We start from the raw sequence: 18,625 nt of genomic DNA on the forward strand, positions 1-18,625 counted from the left end.
TAAGTATTAGAAAAATTGTGAGAGATAAAAAGGTTAATAACATAGTGAGCAGTTTATTGTAGAGCGTGACACAACATTAGACATAAGTACCATAGAGGAACATATGCTAAATACCCCTTTTTCACCTTGGCCAAAATTCACGCAGCATGAAGCCGACGCTGTCAGTCGAGTGCTACTATCTAACAAAGTCAATTATTGGACAGGCGAAGAATGTCGTCAGTTTGAGCGAGAGTTTGCTGACTGGGTAGGTAGTAAGTACGCAATAGCATTGGGTAATGGCACCTTGGCATTGGATGTCGCGTTACAAGCACTCGATATAGGTGCAGGTGATGAGGTCATTGTCACACCGCGTACCTTTATTGCTAGTATCTCGTCAATCGTCAATGCAGGTGCGATGCCCATATTTGCAGATGTCGATGAAGCAACTGGCAATATCACCGCTGAGACCATCACAGCTGTACTGAGTGATAAAACCAAAGGTATCGTGTGCGTCCATCTGGCTGGCTGGCCATGTGATATGGACAGCATTATGGCATTGGCAGATGAGCATGACCTATATGTCATTGAAGATTGCGCACAAGCTCATGGCGCACGATATAAAGGGCGAAGTGTTGGCAGTATTGGTCATGTTGGGGCATGGAGTTTTTGCCAAGATAAAATTATGACCACAGGAGGTGAGGGCGGTATGGTCACTACTGATAGCGAGCTACTATGGCGAAAAATGTGGGCGTATAAGGATCATGGTAAGAGCTATGCGGCAGTCTATGAAACGGAGCAATCACCTGGCTACAATTGGCTGCATGAAAGCTTTGGCACCAATTGGCGTATGACTGAGATGCAAGGCGTTCTGGGACGTATTCAACTGGAGAAAATGAATGAGTGGACAGCAAAACGGACTACTAATGCGCAAGCCATACTAGAGGCCTGTAGCAAGTGGGAGTCCGAAGGTTACCTTTGTGTGCCGAGACTAGAGCATTTAGCGCAGTTCTCCAATACGAACCATGCTTACTATAAATTATATGTCTATGTGCAGTCCGATAATCTACCTGATCGGTGGACACGTGACCGCATTATTGAGGCAATTAATAATCAAGGTGTTCCTTGCTTCTCTGGATCTGCGTCAGAAGTCTATTTGGAGAAGGCCTTTGATAATACTGGGTTGCGTCCAAGCATTAGATTGCCAATAGCAAAGCAACTAGGAGAGAGTAGTCTCATGTTTCTAGTACATCCTACGCTTACGACGGCTGAAATTGAACTGACAATACAGGCGATCGATAGCGTATTTGGTTCGATGGTCGAATAAGACGATAATTAATGATTATTTTTAGAAATCTACTTTGAATTTGACGCTATTTTTACTGAAAGCACAAGATACATTTGCCTATATATACGTAATACTGTTTCATTCACTTATTATAAAAAATTATCAGTGCGCAGGCTTTATCTTACGCTAGGATTTTGTAGCGTACACAGGTACAATATTACTCTTAGTCAAAGATTGACGAAGCAAAGGACAGGCATGCAAAGTATTTGCGCGCGCTGTCTTTATTTTTTTATATCGTACCCTCTATTGGAGTTACTATGTCTACTGCCCAAGAATCCGCCACCGTTTTGGACGGCAAAGCACTTGCCAAACAAATAGAACAGGATCTGCGCACGCGCGTAGATACGATTAAGGAAAAGACTGGCCGCACCCCAAGCTTAGCGACGATATTGGTTGGTGACGATCCAGCCTCTGCCACTTATGTTCGTATGAAAGGCAACGCCTGTAAGCGTGTTGGCATGGACTCTATACGCGTTGAGATGCCAAGTGCCACGACCACTGAGCAGCTCATGGCAAAGATAGATGAGTTAAATAGTAATCCAGATGTACACGGCATTTTGCTACAGCATCCGGTTCCTGAGCATATCGATGAGCGTGCTTGTTTTGAGCAGATTGACTTAGCAAAAGATGTCGATGGTGTGACTTGTCTTGGTTTTGGTCGTATGGCGATGCAGCAGTCAGCTTATGGCTCATGCACACCGCAGGGCATTATGCATTTGTTAGAGCATTATAATATCGAGCTATCAGGTAAAGAAGCAGTAGTCGTAGGGCGTAGTGCTATCCTAGGTAAGCCAATGGCGATGATGCTATTGAATGCTAACTGTACGGTGACTATCTGCCATTCAAGAACTCAAGATTTGGCAGCACATATTAAGCGTGCAGATATCGTGGTTGGTGCGGTAGGTGTACCTGAGCTGATTAAAGCGGAGTGGATCAAAGCAGGAGCGGTTGTCGTTGATGCAGGGTTCCATCCGACAGATGATGGCGGTGTTGGCGATATCGAAATGAAAGGCATGGAAAACATTGCCAGTGCTTATACGCCAGTACCAGGCGGCGTTGGCCCAATGACTATCAACACGCTTATTCGCCAAACGGTCGATGCTGCTGAAAAATCAGCGGGTTTGAATAACGGCTAAAAAGATAGTCATACGAATACTGATTGCCGATATATAAGGGGCCTGAGGTAACATAAACTCAGGCTAAATCAACCACATTTCAGTTGATAGGACCTAAACATGGCTAAAAAAAACGTAGGTGTTCATGAGCGACTACAGGGTATTGGTAGAGAGTTTGTCGATGTCTGTCATTACGTTATTTTATTTCTAATCAGTGTGGTTGTCGTTTGGACCGCAGGTAAAGAGTTTATTTATATTGTCCAAAAGGGTTCAGCGGATCTAAAAGACATATTGATGTTGTTTATTTACCTTGAGCTACTGGCTATGATAGGGATTTATTTTAAAACCCACCGACTGCCAGTACAGTTTTTGATATTTATTGCCATAACGGCCTTGTCACGACATTTGGTGGTTGATGTACAGGCAGTTTCAGACTATTTCCATTTATGGCTGCTTGCGACAATTTCTGTGGCCATCATGCTACTGAGTGGCTCTATTGTAATCCTGACTTGGACAGCAAAAACATTTGGTCGTCCAGAGGATAATCTCGATAAGCAGCATGCAAACCTAACAGTTAAGGCGCTATTGCCTGATAATGCTCAGGCACCCGATAGCCATACCAAGCATCGCCGTGAATAATTAGATAGCAATATAAAAAGATAGCAACATAAAAAAAGAGCGACCAGTGGTTGCTCTTTTTTTACGGATGGCATTTGATATTACAACCATTTCAATCTTTTGAAGTTATAGTACAGATAGCTACATAAGGCGATAATAATGGCCATGATGACAAGGTAAGAGTATTTCCAATGAAGCTCAGGCATAAAATCAAAGTTCATGCCATAGATGCCAGCGATGGCTGTCGGCACTGCTAGAATACCTGCCCATGCAGCAAGCTTACGCACCACTTCATTCTGACCCATATTGACCATCGCCATATAGGTGTTCATCACCACACTCAGCATTTCATTGAGACCATTAATGGCATCTAGTGAGTGTAAGAGGTGATCGTTGACATCGCGAAAATACGGCTTAGCGGCTTGAGAAAACCCAGAGACAATCTCACTCTTTTTATGATTGATAAAAAAGCTACAGATGTCTTGCACAGGTAAAATAATGGCACGCATATGTACCAGTTGCGATTTGAGCTCGTAAAGGTTTTTTAGGGTGCCCTTATCAAACTCAGAGGTAAATACGTAGCGCTCTTGCTCGCGTAAGTAACGGCCTAATCGATCGGTAATCGGCATATAGTTATCAACGATAAAATCGAGGATAGCATGCAGTACAAATATAGGACCCATACGCAGCTTTTCGGGGCGACGATGGCAGTGCTCACGTACTGGCGCATAAGAGTTTGACGGACCATTGCGAATCGTAATGAGGTAGTTTTTACCCATAAATATCGCAGTAGTACCATAACGAATGACATTGTCTTCTAGCTTGGCCGTACGTAGCACCACAAAGACCATGTCATTATCGTAGTTTTCGACTTTGGCACGTTGATGATCAGCAAAGGCATCCTCAATCGCTAGCTCATGCAGGTCAAAGGCTTCCTTTACTTTGACCATGGTTTCTAAGCTTGGATCATATAGCCCAAGCCAAATAAATTGACCGTTGTTCCCTAGCGTACGACTCACATCATTAAGCGCCACTCTATTAAGGTTCTCACCTGTTTTACGTGAGTAAGCGTAGCAATTGACCACTTCACCTGCGCTTGATGAATCAATATCTTCATAGCGTTCAGAGTCAGGATCGTAGACCGTCATGGTCTCAATAGTATCTTCAGTAGTGGCGTCCACATCACCATAGATATAGCTATCATCATCGTCCAAATAGAGGTGCTTGTCATTCATATTGGCATAGATATGATTCATATTGGAATCAGGCGCAATATGAGCCGTTTTTTTAATCAATTGATTATTATCATTTTCCATATACTTTCCTGTCATATAATAAAAAACTTCAATAATCCAAATATGCTGTGAACGCTGCTACGGTTTTATCGTGTGCCAATACTATCTATAGGGCATAGCTTTTTAGCGTATCGATATCTACTAATGTCAGTAGGCTCTCGTGACACGCTTCTAGTTTGATTTGCGGTGCGATATCAAAGTCCAATGCTTCAACCCAACGTAGCGCGCAGATGCACCAGTAGTCACCAGGTTTGAGACCAGGAAAGTTGTATTCAGGTAGTGGGGTAATCAGGTCGTTACCGCGACTGGCAGAGAAGTTTAAAAACTCGCTGGTCATCTTGGCGCAGACGGTATGTTGACCAACATCATGGTTGCCAGTATGGCAAAAACCATTGCGATAATAGCCAGTAATTGGATCGAAACAACAGCTGGCAAGTGCGGTGCCTAAGATATTGGTTTGGTTGATGGCAGGGTTTGGGTGGTAATCAGATGACATAAGGCTTCCGAGATAAAAATATGTGTTAGTGTATCATGAGTCTGTGTTGATGACGCTGCCGTAATCACGCTCATTATCTTATGGTTAACAAAAAATAAACCTCTCGGCTATTCGCCCAATATTGAGCCAAATATATCAATGATGACTGTCACACCTGCTAAGCTAATAAGCGGCAATTGAACTGTAATTAGATAGTGATTGTAGCTAATTGTCACTATGCGAACCTTGAGTGCTATGCTAAACTAAAGCATAAAGTGCCTTGATTATTTGTCGCAATTTTTTAGCGCATGAAGATACTCGTCTTATCATTCTAAATTATACTTATTATTCACCCTTTTGCGGTTACCTGGTTTGTTTATAAATAATTGGGTCAATGATGTTGCGCGTTAAAAATAAACACACACAGCGTCAATGCCCGGCAAATCACCCTTTAAGTACCGCATCAGTACCGCGTTTTTGGTAAGCGATACGCCAAACAAGGATTTATTGTGTCTGTTAGTTCTGATTCTGCAAAACCTGCCCAGCCAAATTCTACCAACGAAACAGTGTCTCAGCCTGCCGAAAACAGTGCTGCACCCAATCGCATGCCATATTTGAGTAACTTTGGCAGTGATGTTGCCAATAGTTGGCTATTGCCTGATGGGGTGGTTGATGTCCTGTTTGAAGATGCGCATAAGCAAGAAGTGCTTAGACATCAGTTAATCGAGCAGCTTATTACTCATGGTTATCAGCTGGTTTGTCCGCCGATGATCGAGTTTACTGAGTCCTTGCTAAGTGATGCGTCAGAAGATCTGAAACGTCAAACCTTTAAGATTATCGATCAGTTGACGGGTCGCCTAATGGGCGTGCGCGCTGACATCACCCCGCAGATTTTGCGTATAGATGCGCATCATGGCGGTACAGGTATTGCGCGTTATTGCTATGTGGGCGATGTGATTCATACCTTGCCATCAGGTCTGTTTGGCTCACGTACGCCGCTACAGTTGGGTGCTGAGATATTTGGCTGTGCGTCACTAGCAGCAGATATTGAGCTGATAGATGTGCTATTTACGATGGTAAACAAACTCAATATGAGTGCAGCGCTCCATATCGATTTGGGTCACGTGGCAATATTCAAACGTTTGGCTGAATTGGCTGAACTGTCAGACAGTGATACTGAACAATTGATGTACTTATATGCCAATAAAAACCTACCAGAGCTTAAGCGTGTTTGCCGCGCTTTGCTAATGGGTGATGATTTTTATGTGTTGGCACGCTTTGGTCACGATATCGCAAACCTATTAGCCAAATTATCAGATGCGGCGCAGCAAGACAGCCAAATCGCAACGGCAATTGATGAGCTACAGCGTCTGAAAAACTATCTACAAGACCAATGGCAGTGCCCAGTCAGTGTTGATGTGACGGAGCTATCAGGTTACCACTATCACACTGGCATCGTCTTCAATGGTTATATCAATAGCGAAACGCAGCCACTAGTACGTGGTGGTCGTTTTGATGGTATGCAAAGCCAGACACAAGCGTTACGTGCGGCTACAGGGTTTAGTATGGATGTCAGCCGATTGCTGGCTCATACACAGTTAGATGCGCCAACCGTTGTCTTGGTTGATTTTGCCGCTTTATCTAATGCAAATACAGATGAGATGCAGACGCTACTGCAACAAGTAGAGAGTCTACGTCAGCAAGGCTATCGCGTCACTATGCCGTTAGATGCACAGGACAGTCCAGATGATGTGACGCATCGTTTGAGCATATCTGATGACAGTCAATGGCAGCTACAGACTATTTAACTGTCTGATAGTAGGCGATTGAATGGCGCACGCAGCCAAAATTATTCAGTACACATTATGAGAACGTAAAATTATTTGTTAGATATCTCAGTGTTTCTATTTCGTGAAGCACTAAGATAAAAAGATATAGCTAAGAAAATCATTTTAATTTTTCAGCTTTTATTGCACACACCTCAATACATAAAGGTAAGGATTGATCATGGGTAAGAATGTTGTAGTTTTGGGTAGCCAATGGGGCGACGAAGGTAAGGGTAAAATCGTTGATTTACTTACCGAAAAAGCCTCAGCAGTAGCCCGCTTCCAAGGCGGTCATAATGCTGGTCATACGTTGGTTGTCGATGGCAAAACCACTGTCTTGCATTTGATTCCATCAGGTATCTTGCGTGAAGGCGTCACTTGCTTTATCGGTAATGGCGTGGTGTTAGCACCTGACGCACTACTAAAGGAAATGAAAGAGCTAGAAGACAACAACGTACCAGTACGTGAGCGTCTACGTATCTCTCCTAATTGCCCACTTATCATGCCTTATCACGTGGCACTTGACCAAGCTCGTGAAGCCAAGCGTGGCAGCGGTAAAATCGGTACAACAGGTCGCGGTATCGGTCCTGCATACGAAGACAAAGTAGCACGTCGTGCGATTAAACTTGCTGACTTGTTCCGTGAAGATCTAGAGGAAAAACTACGTAACCTAATCGAATATCACAACTTCCAACTGACTGAGTATTATAAAGTTGAAGCGATTGATTTTGATGAGACACTTAAGCTTTGTAAAGAGTGGAAAGAAGAGATTAAAGGTATGGTTACTGATGTAACTGAAGACCTAAATCAATTACGTCTAGCTGGCAAAAACCTAATGTTTGAAGGTGCTCAAGGTACGCTACTTGATATCGATCATGGTACTTATCCGTTTGTAACCAGCTCAAGCGTAACCGCTGGCGGTGTATCAACGGGTACAGGTATCGGTCCATTGTACTTAGACTATGTGCTTGGTATTACCAAAGCCTACACTACGCGCGTTGGTAGTGGTCCGTTCCCAACTGAATTGTTCGATGATGTTGGTGCTCACTTAGCCAAAGTCGGTCATGAATTTGGTGCGACAACTGGCCGTGCACGTCGCTGTGGTTGGTTCGATGCAGAAGCATTACGCCGTGCAGTAGTACTTAACTCTATGTCAGGTATTTGCTTGACCAAGCTTGATGTACTAGATGGTCTTGAAGAATTGCTAATCGGCGTGGGTTACAACCTACCTGAAACTGAGTGTGCAGGCGCACATGATGCTGAATTCTATGAGTCAGTCACGCCTAAGTACGAAACAATGCAAGGCTGGAGCGAGTCTACTGTTGGTATTACTAACTATGATGAGCTTCCAGAAAATGCTAAAAAATACATCAAACGTATCGAAGCATTGATTGGTTGCCCAGTTGATATTATCTCAACTGGTCCTGATCGCGAAGAGACTATCGTATTGCGTGATCCGTACGACGCTTAGTTTTTACTACAGACTTGATTAAATAGTTTTTAGTATTAATAAAAAACCCCAATGCTGAGCGTTGGGGTTTTTTGTGTGTGCTACTTCAAGAAATTGATTGATTACCTTGAATTTCAACAGTGTAAGAGTAGAGCTACTAGCTATAATGTCATCTAAAAATATCATAAATAATGGATATACTGACATTATTTTGGCTTAATTAAGTGTAAGATATTATAGACGGATTTGGTTTTATTAACATACAAAAAGGAATTTGCTATGACAACGAATACGCTTAAATCCACGATTCGCAATACCTCTATAGCAATAGTTACATCCGCAGCTTTCATGTTACCTTTGTTTGCTTGGGGTGCAGAAAACTGTGACAAACCAAACAATGACTTTGATGGGCTATATTGCCTCACGAAAGTATATTTGGAAGCAGATAAGGAGCTTAACAACTCTTACAATAAATTGAGTAAACTCCTAAACAAACAGCAAAAAGCCACGCTTAAACGCGGACAGTTAGCGTGGATGCGCGAGCGCAACGACCAATGTAGTTATAACGATGGCGATGGTTTCTTTGTCAATATGAAATGTGCCACCAATAAGACAGCTAATCGAGTTAATTTTTTGAATGAACGTGTGCGTGAATGCAATGCAGGTAGTTGTCGAGACAGTCGCTTAGATGATTAAATGTTTTGATTGGTAGTATGTATTAGCAAAACTCTTAGCAAGGTGTGTTGAGGGTTTCTAATCATTAATAATGATATAAATACTCTATAAAATCAGTCTGGTAGCTATAAATGATAAATATGAGTAGCGATAAGGTAAGTAAGTCGATAGCTCATGCATCTGTTGTTGATGAGTACTTAACTTGGATGTAAGTAAGATACTGTTATAAATTTACTTTTATGCAAGGTATGGTCATAAATTAACCCTATCATTTATGGCCTTAATCATTATAATAGGCAGCAATCCGATGTTGGCGCTTATGGTTATACACTGATATACCATGAGTTGTGTAAAACAGTCCAAGCCAACATTGTGGCTAAAGCTAAAACAATGCATTAATTTTTCATATTTTATTGAATTTATCATTTATTAGGAGCTTCTCATGGCTAACGAACGTACTTTATCTATCATCAAACCTGACGCAGTTGCTGGCAACCATATCGGCGCTATCTACAGCCGTTTTGAACAAGCTGGTCTAAAAATCGTTGCAGCTAAAATGCTACAACTTGATGATGAAAAAGCAGGCGGTTTTTATGCTGAGCACGCTGAGCGTCCATTTTACAACGACCTAAAATCTTTCATGATGTCAGGTCCAGTATTGGTATCAGTACTAGAAGGCGAAAACGCTATCGCTCAGCATCGTGAAATCATGGGTGCAACTAACCCAAAGGAAGCTGCTGAAGGCACTATCCGTGCTGATTTCGCTAGCAGCATCGACGAAAACGCAGTACATGGTTCAGATTCAGCCGAATCAGCAGCACGTGAAATCAGCTACTTCTTCAGCGATGATGAAGTTTGTGCACGTACACGCTAATATAGTAAATAAACTATAAGTTTTTATGGCGTTCGATTTGTTTGAGGTAACTGCTATAATAAGACAGCTACGATTTAGACTGATCTTACCTGTATGAGTTTTATACTTGATTGACTATATACGAATTATTTACAACATTGATTGTTTATAATTGGTTTGCGAGACGGCTTATATCTTATGGGTATAGGCCGTTTTAGCTATTGTAATAATCCTATAATCAAAGAACTACTAAACTGCGACGGTATTACCCTCATCAGATGTACTATTTGTACAATCTGCAGCCTTGTATCTGCTTTAGAGTTCTGTAATTATTTTATTCATTGAAATTCTTAGCGACTTGCCTCATTATTGATTTTACTTAGCGTTATCAATCCCTTATCAGCATGTTTTCATTAATTCGAAAAACTGCGCTCATAGCGGATTGCTCATGCACTCACGTATGTATGGCAAAGCCCATATAAATAATTGCACCGCTTATCTAAGCTTCTGCAAAAAGGTTACCTATTATGTCAACTGTTCAAGCACCTACTCAGCACGTACCTGCTAAGATTACTGATAGCATCAAGCTAGTAGATGAGGCACATGCCAAAACCAATCTATTGGGTATGACGCAAGCGCAACTGGCTGATTACTTCAAGAGTATTGGCGAAAAGCCATTTCGATCTACTCAGGTGATTAAGTGGATTTATCAGCATGGCGTGACAGATTTTGAGCAAATGACCAATTTGAGTAAATCGTTGCGAGACAAGTTATCGCTTAATGCTTGTGTGGTACCGCCCAAAGTGATTCATCGTCAATATAGTGATGATGGTACGCGTAAGTGGGTATTTGAAGTCACTGGCGGCTCGTTGGTTGAGACGGTGCTTATCCCTGCAGATGATAGCAAGTTAAATGGCCGTAAGACATTATGCGTGTCTTCTCAAGTAGGCTGTGCACTAGACTGTAGCTTCTGTAGTACAGGTAAGCAAGGGTTCGAGCGTGACTTGAGTGCGGCTGAGATTATCGGTCAGTTATGGGTCGCTAATGCGTCATATATGACAGATGAAAATGAAAGTTTAGAAAACGTCGACCATAGCCTATGGGAAAATAACGTCACCAATGTGGTGATGATGGGCATGGGTGAGCCGCTATTGAACTACAAGCCTGTAGTAGGCTCAATGGAGCTGATGCTAAGCGATCATGCTTATGGATTATCAAAGCGCCGCGTTACGTTATCAACTTCTGGTGTCGTCCCGAAAATGTATCAGCTAGCACAAGACATCGATGTGGCATTGGCCATTTCACTGCATGCGCCAAATGATGAGCTGCGTAACGAGTTGGTACCAATTAACAAAAAATATCCGCTAGAAGAGCTGATTGCAGCGGCAAAAAACTACGTTTATGATGTCAATCCACGTCATAAGAAGCACGTTACGATTGAGTATGTGATGCTTGATGGGGTCAATGATAGCAATGAGCATGCCCATCAGTTGGTTGCTCTATTAGAAGGGTTGCCAAGTAAGATTAACCTTATTCCGTTCAACCCATTCCCACATGCACCGTATGATAAATCAAGCAACAACCGTATTCATGCGTTTAGTAATATATTGAGCGAGGCAGGTTTTGTTTGTACGATTCGTCAAACACGTGGTGATGATATCGATGCTGCTTGTGGTCAGTTGGTTGGACAAGTTGCCGATCGTACTAGACGCTCAGCCGCGTGGCAGCAGAGCATTAAAGATCGTGAAAGCGTTTAGTAGTCTTTGAGAAGATAAGCGTTATATCTGACTGGTATAGCGTTTTAGCTGTCTTTTTTCTGTCGCAATGGTAAGAAAATGTAGCAATGACTGTCAAGATTGCAGAACGTGGCAATTAATAACAACTAAATTGTACTTATAGGGGTTAAATCTATTAAACTGAGGCCTCGAAGATCGAACGCATTGAATCCCAGTTTTATGATGGCGGCCATGATGACTTCTAAAAATTCTTGTCAGTTCAAATATCAAAAATCATTTTCTAAGTTTTATAAGCAGTCGAGTATCAGTGCTGCCCAAACCGCTTTGCCAAAGCGTGCAGTGCTGTCGGCAGTATTTGGCGTTCTTGTATTAAGTGGCTGTCAGACCACACCGACTAATGATTTGCTAGGTAACTCTCCTTATCAAACATCTACGCGCGCAAGCAATGATCGAAATTTAGATCAGCAGGAAATCGCCCGTGTACGTACCTCACTTGCCGCGCAATACATCCGAAAAAATGAGCTTGATACCGCGCAGCAGCAGCTCGAAAAAGCCTTTGCTGCCGATAGCCGTTATGCGCCAGCCTATGATATGATGGGCGTTTTGTTGCAGCAAGAAGGCAGCCGTATCAATCTAGCCAAAGCTGATGAGTACTTCAAAAAAGCAATCGCGCTAGATAAAGACTTTGTACAAGCACACAATAATTATGGCGTGTATCTGTCACAGACAAAGCGCTATCGTGAAGCAGCAGAACAGTTTGAGATTGCAGGGGCGACGCTAGGCTATGAAGGCCGTATTGGCGCGCTAGAAAACCTAGGTCGTACTTATCTGCAGTTAGGTGATAATAGTGCCGCTTCAAAAGCATTTTTACGGGCACTTGATGGCAATCGTAATAGCATCATTGCTCATATTGAATTGGTAGATTTGCTGCTGGCACAACAGCGTATACCTCAGGCACAGAGACTGTATGATGAGACACTGATATTGGTGCAGGGGCAGGGTATTAGCCCGCGCTTGCTCTTACAAGGTATCAAGCTTGCAGCAGCACAAAATAATATAACAACGCGCCAGCAATTGGCACAGCAGCTTTTATCCGCTTATCCGCTAAGTGATGAAGCAAAACAACTTAAGACTTGGCTTAACAATCCAGAGGCACCATGGAAATGATCACCCCATCATCTAACACTCAATCTAACGCTCAGGGATCATTTGGTGCCGTGTTGCAGCAAGCCCGTAAAAACAAGCAAGTAACTTTAGAAGCAGCGGCGGCTGAGCTGTTCATTCTAAAGCGTCATCTAGAGGCGCTAGAGAGCGAAAACTTCGCTGAGCTACCACAAGCTGCATTTGCTCGTGGTTTTGCGATTAACTATGCCAAATATTTGGGCTTAGACTCAGCAAAAATCGCTAGTAGCTTCGATGCCGCCTATCCTAATGAGCTAAAGGCCAAATCAGCCAGCAATATCGATACGCCGCTGCGTCCAATGGGGACTTTGCAGCGTGATACTCATAACCGTATCCGCTTTAACCCGCTATTGATCATAGGCGTTATCGGATTGATTATCTTGGCGGTATTCCTATTCCGCATGGTGAGTAACGCTAGCAAAGAAAACACGCAAGAGCCTGTATCAGCTGTTGAAGACATGTCAGCGATAGAGCAAGCCCAAGGTGCCGCCATCAATAGTGATGCAAGTGGCGTTGGTGCTTCTGGCTCTGCATTGAATCTGGGTGATGCTGCAACGACTGCTACCCTAAACCTTGTATTGACAAGCGACGCTGTGGTTAGTATCACGGATTCTTCTGGAAACAGTTTGATAAATGGTTCTCAGTCTGCAGGTAACTATGACTTATCAGGTGTGCCACCGTTTAATGTGCAAATTGATAGTATTGATAATGTTAGCTTGATGCTCAATCAACAACCAGTCGCGTTAGAGACGTATGCAACAGATAAGCAAGCCACTTTTGAATTGGCACCATAGATAGCCAGTTGCATAAGTGCCAAATTTGAATAAGGCACTTATATGTTTGGATGAAGCAGCCATGTGTTTGAATAAAGCGCACATGTGTAGGCTGATTTAGCTGGTTTATATTATATGTACAAAGGCCTAGGGCTTTTCTATTTTTGATTCAAGGATTTATGTATGTCAATGCCATCGCCTATTAATCGTCGTCTGACCAAAAAAATCTATGTCGGTGATGTCGCGGTTGGTGGTGATGCACCAATTAGCGTACAGAGCATGACCAACACTGATACCTGTGATGTAGCAGCGACTGTCGCTCAAATCGAGCGTTGTGTCGAAGCAGGTGCAGATTTGATGCGTGTATCTACGCCAACGATGGATACCGTTAAAGCCTTTGGTGAAATTCGCAAACTGGTAAGCGTGCCTTTGATCGCTGACGTGCATTTTGATCATAAAATCGCTTTGGCCGTTGCTGAAGCGGGCGCTGATTGTTTACGTATCAATCCGGGTAACATTGGTAGCGATGCCAAAGTACGTGAAGTGGTCGCTTGTGCTAAGTATCATAATATTCCGATTCGTATTGGCGTCAATGCTGGTTCTTTAGAAAAAGATATACAGCGTAAGTATACTGAGCCAACTGGTGAGGCAATGCTTGAATCAGCAATGCGCCATATCGATATTTTAGAGCGTCTTAACTTTGACCAGTACAAAGTATCTGTCAAAGCCAGTAACGTGTTTTTGACACTGGATGCTTATCGTTTAATATCAGCGCAAATTGATAATCCATTACATTTGGGCGTGACGGAAGCGGGTGTCTACCGTACGGGCGCTGTCAAATCTGCCATTGCGCTAGGTGGATTATTGCTAGATGGTATTGGCGATACTATTCGTATCTCATTAGCCGCCGAGCCTGAAGAAGAAATTAAGATTGGTTTTGATATCTTAAAATCGCTTAATATTCGTTCGAACGGCGTAAACTTTATCGCTTGCCCAAGTTGCTCGCGTCAAGAGTTTGATGTGATTAAAGTAATGACAGCGTTAGAGTCGCGCCTAGAAGATATTCGTGAACCGATGAACCTATCTGTGATTGGCTGTAAGGTAAACGGTCCAGGAGAGGCAAAAGAAGCCGATATTGGTATCGTTGGTGCTGCCCCTAGATCACTGGTCTATCGTATGGGTGAAAAAAGCCACCTTATCGACACAGGCAATCTGGTTGATGAAATAGAAGGTATGGTTCGCGCTCATGCAGAAGACTTGGCGAAAAAACGTGAGAATGAAATCATTCGCGTAAAATAAGCCATAGAATAGATTGATACGTTAGGCCATACCGTCACAGTATCAATTAGATACGACGCTTATTTGAATATATAGAAAACAATAATAGAATACCTGTTAAACATTTAAGGATACGACCGTACCATGATCAAAGCTATTAAAGGTTTTAATGATATTTTGCCTGACCAATCAGCAAAGTGGCTGCATTTAGAAGCGATATTGGCTGATGTACTTGGTAGGTACGGTTACGAGCATATTCGCTTGCCTATCGTTGAACAGACGGATCTATTTGCCCGTGCTATTGGCGGCGCGACTGACATCGTCGAAAAAGAAATGTACAGCTTTACGGATAAATCTGAGCCACCAACGCCATTAGCATTGCGTCCTGAAGGCACGGCTGGAGCAGTACGCGCAGTCATCGAGCATAACTTGCTACGTGGTGACACGCCCAAGCTTTGGTACATCGGCCCAATGTTCCGCTACGAGCGTCCGCAAAAAGGCCGCTATCGCCAGTTTCATCAGTTAGGGGTCGAGAGCTTCGGTAGTGCATTACCAGATGCTGATGCTGAGCTGATTGCGATGACTCATCTGATGTGGCAAGAGTTAGGCCTCAACAATGAGATGCGTTTGCAGCTAAACAGTTTGGGTGAGTTGGATGAGCGCTATGCTTATCGCGAAGCATTGGTTGCCTATTTAACTGATAAAAAAGACCAGCTAGACGAAGATAGCAAACGTCGTCTAACGACTAACCCTTTACGTATCTTGGACAGCAAAGAGGCGAGTACGCAAGCAGTATTGGCAGATGCGCCAAAGCTTGCTGACTTCTTGGGTGAAGAGAGTGTAGCGCATTTTGAGCAAGTTAAAGCCTATCTGACTGCGCTTAATATCGATTTTGAAATCAATCCGCACTTAGTACGTGGCCTTGATTATTACAATAAGACGGTATTTGAGTGGGTAACAGATAAGCTTGGAAGCCAAGCTACTGTTTGTGCGGGTGGTCGTTATGATGGGCTAGTAGGGCAATTAAAATCAATCGGTACAGACGGTAGTAAACCAGTAAAATCTGAGCCTGGTGTTGGTTTTGCAATGGGGCTTGAGCGTTTATTGCTACTCATAGAAGCGGTTGCGCCGATTGCTGACATACCTGCTTGTGATGTATTCGTTGTGGCCCATCCTGAGGTATATAGTGCTGGTATAAGCTATGCACAGAACTTACGTCACAGTCGTCCAGATGTACGAGTAAAGATGGCCAGTGCCACGAGTCTAAAAGCGCAAATGAAGAAGGCAGACAAGTCAGGTGCGGCATTGACAGTCATCATCGCCCAGCAAGAGCTAGATGATAATACGATTAGTATTAAAGATATGCAGACAGGTGAGCAAAAGACGGTCGCCCAAGATTGGCTATCAAATAAAGATAACTTTTCTCGTCGCTAATCGACTTTGACTAATCAGATTTGTTTGTCGCACCAGCAATTTAATGTAAATTTTATCAGGTAAATATATATGGCTCTGACACCTAATTCGCCGAATGCAGATAACTCCATGCAAGCGTTAAAGCAATATGGTAGTTATATCGTCACTGCGATTTTGTTAGCACTGGCCGCCTATTTTGGTTGGACGTACTGGCAAAACAACCATGCGCGAGTAGATACCGTCGCCGCCGATCAATATGCTGATATTCAGCAGCTAAACGAAGAGGTCAAACTGGCCTCGCAAAACCCAGATTTAGAGGCAGAGGCTCAAGAAGCACTTACCCAAAGTCGTAGCCAGCTAGACAAAGATATTGATACTTTGGTCAGCACGCACGGTGAGTCGGTTTATGCATGGCAAGCGCTAATGATAAAGGCACGTCAACAAGTAGACAATGATGACTTTGCAGCAGCGACTGAGACATTTAAAAAAGCATTGGCCATCGATTTGGGTGATGCTGGTCTAGAAGCGATTACTCGTTTACGCTATGCAAAAACTTTATTGGCCGCAGGTGATACAGATGCTGCACTGTCAGAAGCAAACAATGACATGCCAAGCTCGTTTGAAGCAAGTCAGCAGGAGCTGCTAGGGGATATTTACTTAGCTCAAGACAATAAAGACTCAGCGATTAAATCTTATAGCAATGCGTGGGAGCTATTACGTAGCCGTCAAGAAACGCGTGCAGTATTGGCACTAAAGATGGAAAGCTTAGGTATCACGGCTGAGCCGATTGCTGAGCAAACCAGTCTTATTCAAGAGGCATCAGCTCCTGAGCCGTCGCTAGTGATGGATACCTCGAACGAAGTCGCTGTCGAAGCAGGGCAGTAAGTCAGTAGGATAGTATTGAGAGTTGGTAATCATCCAAAGCTCTTTTTTAATATAACCTAATGATTACTAATTTGCGGTTGGCCAATTTACCAATTAATAATAATTTATCTGTAGTGAGAACATACAATGACTCAATCTATTCACTCTAGCAAAATGTTAAACACCAAGACTATCAAAAAGACAGTCATGCATGTGGCCGTACTGGCAGTAATGAGCACGGCAGTGATTGGATGTAATCGCGGTATTAAGCCAGTCGTTAATGATCCGGTAAAATTGGTACAAATCGCTCAGCCGATTAGCATACTACAGCCTGTATTTAGTACCGATGTTGGCAACAAAAAAGCCAGTAAAAAAGATCCGCTAGATTTGCAAGTTGGCTATGCCAATGGTCAAATCGTTACTGCATCACGCGGTGGTGAGCTGTCAGGGTTTAATAGCGCAGGCGAACGTGTATGGTCAATCAATGTTGACGATCAAATCACCGGCGGTGTTGCAGTAGATGCATTGAGCCAGACAGCTATCGTTAGTACTCGTGGTGGCAAGGTCATGGCATTTGATAGCGCGACTGGTGCAAAGCGTTGGCAGCAGCAGTTATCAGGTTCGGTTTTGACGCCAGCACTGATTACTAATAATCGTGTGGTATTATCAGCGAATGATGGTTTCTTACATGGTCTATCGCTGCAAACTGGACAGTCAGTATGGCAGTTCGCAACTCAAGTACCTGCTATCAGCGTTCGCGGTAGCGCTGCGCCAACTTTATTAGACAATGAGACGGCACTTTTGGCGACAGCTGATGGTCGCCTGCACGCAATTACTGTCGATAACGGTCTTCCGCTATGGTCAAGACGTGTTGGCGTAGGCGCTGGTAGTAGTGAAGTTGAGCGCATGAGTGATGTCGATGGCAAACCTATCGTAGATAAAAATCAGTTGTTTGCGATCAGCTATAGTGGTCAGCTATTAGGTATTGATTTGGCCTCACGTCAGGTAATGTTCGTTAATGAAATTGCGAGTCTCAAATCACTAGCAGTAAATACTCAGCAAGTCATCGCTACCAGTCTAGATGGCAAAGTAGTTGCTTATGATCGCAACAGTGGCGAGACACTCTGGGAAAGTGACGAATTGGCTTATCGTGATCTAACCAATCCTGTGATGATTGGCAACTATATCGCCATTGGTGATTTCGATGGCGTAGTGCATTTGTTTGATCCTGCTACGGGTAGCATTGTTAGTCGTGTAGAGACAAAAGGTGCGTTGACCAACTTGCAAGTACAAGGTAGTCGTTTAATGACTCAAAGTACGTCAGGACAAGTTGCTATCTGGCAGTTAGTGCGCTAATAACTATATAGATAGGTGCTTATAGATAATTAACGAAGTGTAATATTTCACTATAGCCCTTAAGCCTATTCTTGATTATCATTTATAAAACACAAACGCTGCTCAGTCAGCGTTTAGTGCCTTGTGTAAATTGCTTGTTTAAACACAGGCTTTCGCGTACTCTATGCGACCGATGTGCTATCCATATATACTACTTATTTATGTATAATAGGTATTATGAAGCCATCCTATATACTATTTTTAAACGTAAAATAGCCATCTATTATTTTTGCTATTGTTCTATCATTCATTTTAATTCACGGTCAATTGCAGCATATCTATTACTATTGTTATGTCACTGGTTATAAGAATAACTGTACTGCCCGTCATTGTGCCTTTCACTGAGAGTAACC

Annotated in this window: 16 protein-coding genes; 14 read left to right on the top strand and 2 right to left on the bottom strand. The window is 43.0% G+C overall.

The genetic code is table 11. From position 1 onward, the window contains the following. The first annotated feature begins 103 nt into the window (after positions 1-103). The 3 genes from SJY28_RS07060 (at position 104) to SJY28_RS07070 (ending at position 3,078) form a co-directional block, all read left to right on the top strand. Complete coding sequence (locus tag SJY28_RS07060) at positions 104-1,303, top strand: DegT/DnrJ/EryC1/StrS family aminotransferase (protein ID WP_379543927.1); 1,200 nt, start codon at positions 104-106, stop codon at positions 1,301-1,303. Positions 1,304-1,581: 278 nt separating this feature from the next. Further along, positions 1,582-2,460, top strand: a complete 879-nt coding sequence (folD, locus tag SJY28_RS07065; RefSeq protein WP_379543928.1) for a bifunctional methylenetetrahydrofolate dehydrogenase/methenyltetrahydrofolate cyclohydrolase FolD — start codon at positions 1,582-1,584, stop codon at positions 2,458-2,460. Positions 2,461-2,559: 99 nt separating this feature from the next. Next, the gene (locus SJY28_RS07070; RefSeq protein WP_165597444.1) at positions 2,560-3,078 is read left to right on the top strand and encodes a phosphate-starvation-inducible protein PsiE; all 519 of its coding nucleotides are present in this window, start codon (positions 2,560-2,562) and stop codon (positions 3,076-3,078) included. Positions 3,079-3,158: 80 nt separating this feature from the next. Here the strand turns inward: SJY28_RS07070 and corA are convergent, their stop codons facing one another. Next, complete coding sequence (gene corA / locus SJY28_RS07075; RefSeq protein WP_371546973.1) at positions 3,159-4,313, bottom strand: magnesium/cobalt transporter CorA; 1,155 nt, start codon at positions 4,311-4,313, stop codon at positions 3,159-3,161. Between the two features lie 145 nt (positions 4,314-4,458). Continuing rightward, a complete protein-coding gene (locus SJY28_RS07080) occupies positions 4,459-4,848 on the bottom strand; it encodes a DUF2237 family protein (RefSeq protein ID WP_379543929.1) in 390 nt (129 codons plus the stop codon). 488 nt (positions 4,849-5,336) lie between these two features. Here SJY28_RS07080 and SJY28_RS07085 point away from each other — a divergent pair, with 488 nt between their 5' ends. The 11 genes from SJY28_RS07085 to bamB all read left to right on the top strand — a co-directional run bounded on the left by SJY28_RS07085 (position 5,337) and on the right by bamB (position 18,233). Beyond that, a complete protein-coding gene (locus SJY28_RS07085) occupies positions 5,337-6,635 on the top strand; it encodes an ATP phosphoribosyltransferase regulatory subunit (protein WP_379543930.1) in 1,299 nt (432 codons plus the stop codon). Positions 6,636-6,834: 199 nt separating this feature from the next. After that, on the top strand, positions 6,835-8,124 hold the full coding sequence (locus SJY28_RS07090) for an adenylosuccinate synthase (RefSeq protein ID WP_057759029.1): 1,290 nt from the start codon (positions 6,835-6,837) through the stop codon (positions 8,122-8,124). A gap of 258 nt (positions 8,125-8,382) precedes the next feature. Next, positions 8,383-8,799: a lysozyme inhibitor LprI family protein gene (locus SJY28_RS07095; RefSeq protein WP_379543931.1), complete on the top strand. Its 417-nt coding sequence runs from the start codon at positions 8,383-8,385 to the stop codon at positions 8,797-8,799. A 421-nt stretch (positions 8,800-9,220) separates the two neighbouring features. Then, positions 9,221-9,652: a nucleoside-diphosphate kinase gene (gene ndk / locus SJY28_RS07100; RefSeq protein ID WP_057759031.1), complete on the top strand. Its 432-nt coding sequence runs from the start codon at positions 9,221-9,223 to the stop codon at positions 9,650-9,652. Positions 9,653-10,158: 506 nt separating this feature from the next. Next, positions 10,159-11,388 (top strand): 23S rRNA (adenine(2503)-C(2))-methyltransferase RlmN, encoded by a 1,230-nt coding sequence (gene rlmN, locus SJY28_RS07105; protein WP_057759033.1) that lies wholly within the window; start codon positions 10,159-10,161, stop codon positions 11,386-11,388. 210 nt (positions 11,389-11,598) lie between these two features. After that, on the top strand, positions 11,599-12,534 hold the full coding sequence (gene pilW, locus SJY28_RS07110; RefSeq protein ID WP_379543932.1) for a type IV pilus biogenesis/stability protein PilW: 936 nt from the start codon (positions 11,599-11,601) through the stop codon (positions 12,532-12,534). Continuing rightward, positions 12,531-13,343 carry a RodZ domain-containing protein gene (locus SJY28_RS07115; RefSeq protein WP_379544952.1) on the top strand — a complete coding sequence of 271 codons (813 nt, stop codon included), beginning with the start codon at positions 12,531-12,533 and terminating at the stop codon, positions 13,341-13,343. The genes pilW and SJY28_RS07115 overlap by 4 nt, the downstream gene beginning before the upstream one ends. Positions 13,344-13,505: 162 nt before the next feature. Continuing rightward, on the top strand, positions 13,506-14,621 hold the full coding sequence (gene ispG / locus SJY28_RS07120) for a flavodoxin-dependent (E)-4-hydroxy-3-methylbut-2-enyl-diphosphate synthase (RefSeq protein ID WP_057759039.1): 1,116 nt from the start codon (positions 13,506-13,508) through the stop codon (positions 14,619-14,621). Positions 14,622-14,744: 123 nt separating this feature from the next. After that, positions 14,745-16,034, top strand: coding sequence for a histidine--tRNA ligase (hisS, locus tag SJY28_RS07125; RefSeq protein WP_335731507.1), 1,290 nt, complete (start codon positions 14,745-14,747; stop codon positions 16,032-16,034). 69 nt (positions 16,035-16,103) lie between these two features. Further along, positions 16,104-16,898: a YfgM family protein gene (locus SJY28_RS07130; RefSeq protein ID WP_379543933.1), complete on the top strand. Its 795-nt coding sequence runs from the start codon at positions 16,104-16,106 to the stop codon at positions 16,896-16,898. Positions 16,899-17,024: 126 nt separating this feature from the next. Further along, complete coding sequence (gene bamB, locus SJY28_RS07135) at positions 17,025-18,233, top strand: outer membrane protein assembly factor BamB (RefSeq protein ID WP_379543934.1); 1,209 nt, start codon at positions 17,025-17,027, stop codon at positions 18,231-18,233. Positions 18,234-18,625: the final 392 nt, after the last annotated feature.

It is taken from the genome of Psychrobacter sp. R86515 (assembly GCF_042466315.1).
Lineage (GTDB): Bacteria > Pseudomonadota > Gammaproteobacteria > Pseudomonadales > Moraxellaceae > Psychrobacter.

Bases quoted from the DNA above. Each gene is read 5' to 3' on its own strand.
- SJY28_RS07060 (WP_379543927.1), top strand. From the start codon at position 104: ATGCTAAATACCCCTTTTTCACCTTGGCCAAAATTCACGCAGCATGAA.
- folD (WP_379543928.1), top strand. From the start codon at position 1,582: ATGTCTACTGCCCAAGAATCCGCCACCGTTTTGGACGGCAAAGCACTT.
- SJY28_RS07070 (WP_165597444.1), top strand. From the start codon at position 2,560: ATGGCTAAAAAAAACGTAGGTGTTCATGAGCGACTACAGGGTATTGGT.
- corA (WP_371546973.1), bottom strand. From the start codon at position 4,313: ATGAATCATATCTATGCCAATATGAATGACAAGCACCTCTATTTGGAC.
- SJY28_RS07080 (WP_379543929.1), bottom strand. From the start codon at position 4,848: ATGTCATCTGATTACCACCCAAACCCTGCCATCAACCAAACCAATATC.
- SJY28_RS07090 (WP_057759029.1), top strand. From the start codon at position 6,835: ATGGGTAAGAATGTTGTAGTTTTGGGTAGCCAATGGGGCGACGAAGGT.
- SJY28_RS07095 (WP_379543931.1), top strand. From the start codon at position 8,383: ATGACAACGAATACGCTTAAATCCACGATTCGCAATACCTCTATAGCA.
- ndk (WP_057759031.1), top strand. From the start codon at position 9,221: ATGGCTAACGAACGTACTTTATCTATCATCAAACCTGACGCAGTTGCT.
- rlmN (WP_057759033.1), top strand. From the start codon at position 10,159: ATGTCAACTGTTCAAGCACCTACTCAGCACGTACCTGCTAAGATTACT.
- pilW (WP_379543932.1), top strand. From the start codon at position 11,599: ATGATGACTTCTAAAAATTCTTGTCAGTTCAAATATCAAAAATCATTT.
- SJY28_RS07115 (WP_379544952.1), top strand. From the start codon at position 12,531: ATGATCACCCCATCATCTAACACTCAATCTAACGCTCAGGGATCATTT.
- ispG (WP_057759039.1), top strand. From the start codon at position 13,506: ATGTCAATGCCATCGCCTATTAATCGTCGTCTGACCAAAAAAATCTAT.
- hisS (WP_335731507.1), top strand. From the start codon at position 14,745: ATGATCAAAGCTATTAAAGGTTTTAATGATATTTTGCCTGACCAATCA.
- SJY28_RS07130 (WP_379543933.1), top strand. From the start codon at position 16,104: ATGGCTCTGACACCTAATTCGCCGAATGCAGATAACTCCATGCAAGCG.
- bamB (WP_379543934.1), top strand. From the start codon at position 17,025: ATGACTCAATCTATTCACTCTAGCAAAATGTTAAACACCAAGACTATC.